The sequence below is a fragment of the Desulfovibrio sp. 1214_IL3152 genome (assembly GCF_036763055.1).
In the GTDB taxonomy this organism is placed as follows: domain Bacteria; phylum Desulfobacterota; class Desulfovibrionia; order Desulfovibrionales; family Desulfovibrionaceae; genus Desulfovibrio.
Genome location: NZ_JBAIYW010000420.1, coordinates 1 through 4,957 on the forward strand (window position 1 = coordinate 1; position 4,957 = coordinate 4,957).

Here is a 4,957-nt window from a genome sequence, read left to right on the forward strand (position 1 = left end):
TTGCTTGGTATATCAAGGAGAACGAGCCTTTTATGCAGGGAGTGTACTCTTATGGTACTCGACCGGAATAAAAGGCGAAGTTCGACGCAGAGATACCGGGAAAGGCGCTCGTGACGACACTGTCTAACGCTGCACGAAAGTGCAGCGCGCCACAATGTGGCGTGGATTCAGCCGAAAATCGCATTTTTCGGCTGAATGAAAACTTTGAAATGTGAAGCATTTCAAAGTTAATCTGCTCTAAAGAGCACTGAAAAACGCGGCCGTGCGCGAAAGAGATGCCGCACAAGCCGCGCAGTCCACGCAACCGCAGTGAATTGCCCTAACCCCTGGCTTTCATGCGCGCCAGGCGGGCGTTGAGCAGACTGTTTTCTTTCCAGAGCTGCCTGTTTTCCTCACTCAGTTCCCTGCGTTCATCTTCCAGGCGTTCAAGGCGTTCTTCGAGCCTGCGGCAACGCGCGCATTCCTGCTGGAGCATTTTTCCGTTCTGAACGAACGCAATTCCACTCTGAGACAAGGGGGCATGCGCGGCGACCCCCAAAATTTCTGGCAGGGGCAGCGCGCTGCCAGCCGGTATCTTTCCCGGCGCAACAGCCTCTTCTTCAGGAACAGCGGGCGTTCCTGTACCCAAAAGAAGCCATTGGACCGAAATTCCGGTCTCCTGACAAATTTTTAGCAAAATATCGCTGTTTGGCAGATTTTCATCACGCTCATATCCGCCAAGCGATCCCTTGCTGATGCCGATCTTTGCTGCAAAAACTTCCTGCGACAATGCTCCTCGCGCGAAACGGATGCGAGATCCAAGCGTTTTCATAAGTAATACTATCCCAATGCCCAATCAACTCCGCACCGTCCTGTAAGATCAAAATATTGCTCAAAATCTGAACAGATAGATGAAATTTTAATTCATAATCAATATTCAGGTTGAAATAGCTGAGATTTTGATCTAATAATGCAGTTGGGCGGTTAAGGTTCACGTTTTAGCAGACCAACCATATCCGCCTAATCCGGGGAAAGCAATATTTTCAGCGGCACCATTCACGGATTGCTTTCCCCGTCCCATGCAGAGGACAGGCCGCTTTTACGGCCTTTACAGAGGACAGGCCGGCCTTGAGGCCCTGATGGTCAATTTTTAAGGAGGAAGCACATGATTTTGTCCAAAAACGCGGTTGGTAACCTGATTAACAGGTATAAGGCGGTATTGGGGAAATGCCGCCTGCTCAATGCTTTTGGTTCTCTGGCCCTGGCGGCGGCCCTTACCCTGGGCAGCGCCGGGCTGGCTGTGGCGGACCCGAATCCTCAAGAACCGGGCTACTGGACGGGTGACGTGACTGTTGACACCTCGATAGTCGTGAATACACCTTTCACGGAAGCCCCAGAGGGCAAGAACATCACGGCGACCTCCATCACCCTTGGTGAAGGCGGCAGCCTGACGCTGAAAGACGGTGCGCGGCTTATCAATGGGGTACCCGGAACAGATGGCGATGCCCCTGGCTACCTTGACTTCAAAATGACCGGCGGCGACCTGACTCTTGGCGGCGGCTCTTATGATGACGGCATCAATGCCAGCATCAATGCCAGAAGCGTGGATATCAGCGGCGGCACAGTGAACATCACGGGCAAGACTAGTGCCACCAACTGGTACCAGGCCGCTCAGATAGGCGGTTACCGCGGCCTGACGGTCAGCGGCGGCATCGTTAACATGAACAGCTATTCCCAGCTGTTCGGCGGCGGCGAAACAGGCCTGCAGATTACCGGCGGCACCATCAATATGTTGGGAACGTCTTCTGGCCCAGACATACAAAATACTGCCGCCCACATCATGTTCGGCGGCACCAGCAACAACCAAATTGCCGATAGCGCCCATATCGTAGTGGGAAGTGCCGATGGTTCTACCCCTGGCTACGGCGTAATGACCACGGGCGGCGGCGTCACGATGAGTGGTGGTGCTCTGGACGTGAACAATGGCGCGCTGCTGCTGCAACCCGACACCAACGGCAATACAGGATCCGAAGCCCTCGTGTATAACGGCTCCGCCACCAGCAGCTTCAACCAGACCGGCGGCACGGTTGCCGTGGCCGAAAACGGCAAGCTTATTCTGGGCAAGGGCATGACCTATACTCTGGGTGAAGGTGGTGATTTGGAGCTCAACGGCGGCACCATCCAGCTCAACAACGGTACGCACATGTACCTTAAAAAAGGTGAGCTGACCGGAAGCGGCGGCAATTTCGTTGTCAACGGCAGTCCAAGCGATGGGTACAGCCACCTTGTGTTCAGCTCGGAGAATTTCGCCACGGCCGTGCTCGGAGGGAGTCTGTCCATCAACGGCGGCTTTGTAAGCGCGGGCGACGAGGCCACACTGGATGCAGATCAGTTTGTAGCCAGCGCTTCAAGTGCCGGAGAGATATTCTTTGGCGCAACCAATAGCGGCAACCTGTACGCCGAAGTCATGACCATCAATACCGCTGGAACAATTGATACCTTCAACAAAGGGGTACTGACCAGCGATACCCTGAACATCAAATCTGCCTCCGACTCTGTGGGTGTGAAAAATACCACGTTGAGCCTCACCGGCAAGAATTCCATACTTACGGTGACGAAAGGCGACGACGCGGACGCCACGCTCAACCTTGATAATAACAGTTCCCTGCTCATCGGCGCGGACCCGAACCTCTATAGTGGGCCCAAAACCGCCACCATCAACGCGGCTGTCAACGTGAACGACGGCTTTCTTATGGTTGGCTACGACAACAACAGCGGCCGTACAGATGCCGCCACAGCCACGTTCACCAAGGATGTGACCGTAGGCAATGCGAACGCTGGCACCCTGCTCGTGACGAAAGGCAGCATCATGTCTATGGATGAGGGCACAACGCTGGATATCCGCCATGCCAATGCCACGGTCAATGGAACGCTGGACGTAACAGCGACGGGCAGCGCACTCAAAACCACCGTCACTAACGGCGTCCTCACCGTGAAACTGGGCGGACGGCTCAACGCCACAAGTGACAGCCTGGGCATTACTGGCACCGCATCGACGAACATCGGGAAAAGCCTCACGGTCGAAGGCGGCGGCACGCTCAAGGTCGATAACCTTGGGACGTTGACGCTTACCGATCTCGGCACCCTCAAAGGGAACTTGATGGGCGGCAGCGGCCTGTTTGACGTGGGCAGTGCCACTATTACTGACATTGATGCCACAGACGGCATCGTGGCCTATGGCGACGTAAGCAGCCTTGGCAACACCACCAACGATACCCTGCGCAACGCCACGGTTACGAGTGTCACTGGCACCCTCTCCGGGGCCTATGCCGGGGTGGAGCTTGATAATACTTTTACAAGCGACCTTGTTGCTACCAACACCACCCTGCAACTTACCGGAGCCAATGGCGGCAACATTGTAAGCGATAGCAATGGGGATGCAGCTGACGTCAGCGTGGGCGTAACCGGAACCCTTGTGCTTGGCGATGCTGGCAGCAACAACAGCGGCACTGTGGGCGACGTGACCTTTACTGGTGCCGGCAGCCTTCTGGCCGTGGGCAATGGCAGTGGCGCCTTTACCGTGGGTGACATCACTGGTGTTAGCAGCACCATTACTGCCAGCGGCGCTACTCTCAATGCCGATACAATTAGTGTAAACGCCGTTACCGCCAACAACGGCAGCATTGGCGCTGTGGGTGATATTACCCTTACCGGCGCAGCCAGCGTCACCGACGGCAACCTTGGGGCTGGTGGAGACATCTCTGCCGCCAGCCTGACCGCCACCAACGGCAGTATTGGGGCTGGTGGAGACATCTCTGCCGCCAGCCTGACCGCCACCAACGGCAGTATTGGCGCTGGTGGAGACATCTCTGCCGCCAGCCTGACCGCCACCAACGGCAGTATTGGCGCTGTGGGTGATATTACCCTTACCGGCGCAGCCAACGTCACCGACGGCAGCCTGGTATCTCAGGGCGACATCACTGCCACTGGCGGCGTAAACGCCGAAAACAGCAGCCTTGTAGCTGAAAGCCTTACTGTGGGCGCTGACTCCCGTTTCACTGACGGCGCGCAGGTCAATGTGGGCAGTCTGACCGGAGCCTCGGGCAAAACCATCACCGTGGGTAACGCCACTGATACGAAGTCCACCAGTCTGGTGGCGGGAAACCTCACCCTTGGCGGCGGCAGCCTGCTCATTGACCCTGACTGGGAGGCTGACGGCCCCAGCTATGTTGTGGTCGGTGGTATGCTTGGCAATGAGATCGACGGCAACGTGGGCGTGGGGCAAAACTCTCTGCTGACCATCGGCACCCTCGACAAGGGCTGGCTGGCAGAACAGGTCAATGCGGTCACCAACGGCGCGGGGCTTATCCCCGGCGGCGTCACTGCCGCTCTTGGCATCACAAAACCCCAGATGCTGGGTGATGGCTTTAGCATTGTGGTGGATGGTGGACTGGACAATGCGGCACTCCCTGGTAAGTTCGCCCTCAACAAAGCCACCTTTGCCCCCAATTCCCTTCTGGTGGTCACTGCCGACGCAGCCTCTGGCCCTAACGGCGCGCTCAACACCAAGAATGCCGCCGGCCAAGCCAACATTGCCGCCAACGCAAAACTGCGCATCACTGGCGCCAAGGTGGGCGGGCAGTACACCGTGCTTGGCGACAATATAACAACCGATAATAACGGAACAGGCTGGACAGGTTCCAACTTCAGCACCGATTCCCGCATGATCAACGGCTCGTTTAATGCCGCCACCGGCGTGCTGAGCACGGGGCTCAATTCCGCCGCCAACGTCTACCCCAAGCTTGACGGCGACCTTGTAAAGGTGCTGGACAATGCCTACACCGCCGACCAGGTGGGTCCCGCCCATGTGGACTCCGACGTGAAGGGCGTGCGCTTCCTGTCCCGCGCCACCAGCGACAACTTCATCGGCGGCAACGCCGACCTGGCCGCCAAAACCATTGAAAGCGCCGCCCGCATA

2 protein-coding genes are annotated in these 4,957 nt (G+C 57.0%); one reads left to right on the top strand and one right to left on the bottom strand.

The annotated features are described in order from the left end of the window. Positions 1–319: 319 nt before the first annotated feature. The gene (locus tag V6C07_RS08920) at positions 320–811 is read right to left on the bottom strand and encodes a helix-turn-helix domain-containing protein (RefSeq protein ID WP_333536050.1); all 492 of its coding nucleotides are present in this window, start codon (positions 809–811) and stop codon (positions 320–322) included. Positions 812–1,144: 333 nt separating this feature from the next. Here V6C07_RS08920 and V6C07_RS08925 point away from each other — a divergent pair. Continuing rightward, positions 1,145–4,957 (top strand): beta strand repeat-containing protein (locus V6C07_RS08925; protein ID WP_333536051.1); only part of this gene is annotated, 3,813 nt, incomplete at its 3' end.

What these genes read in the sequence shown, in the direction of transcription:
- V6C07_RS08920 (WP_333536050.1), bottom strand. Translation starts at nt 811, where the DNA reads ATGAAAACGCTTGGATCTCGCATCCGTTTCGCGCGAGGAGCATTGTCG.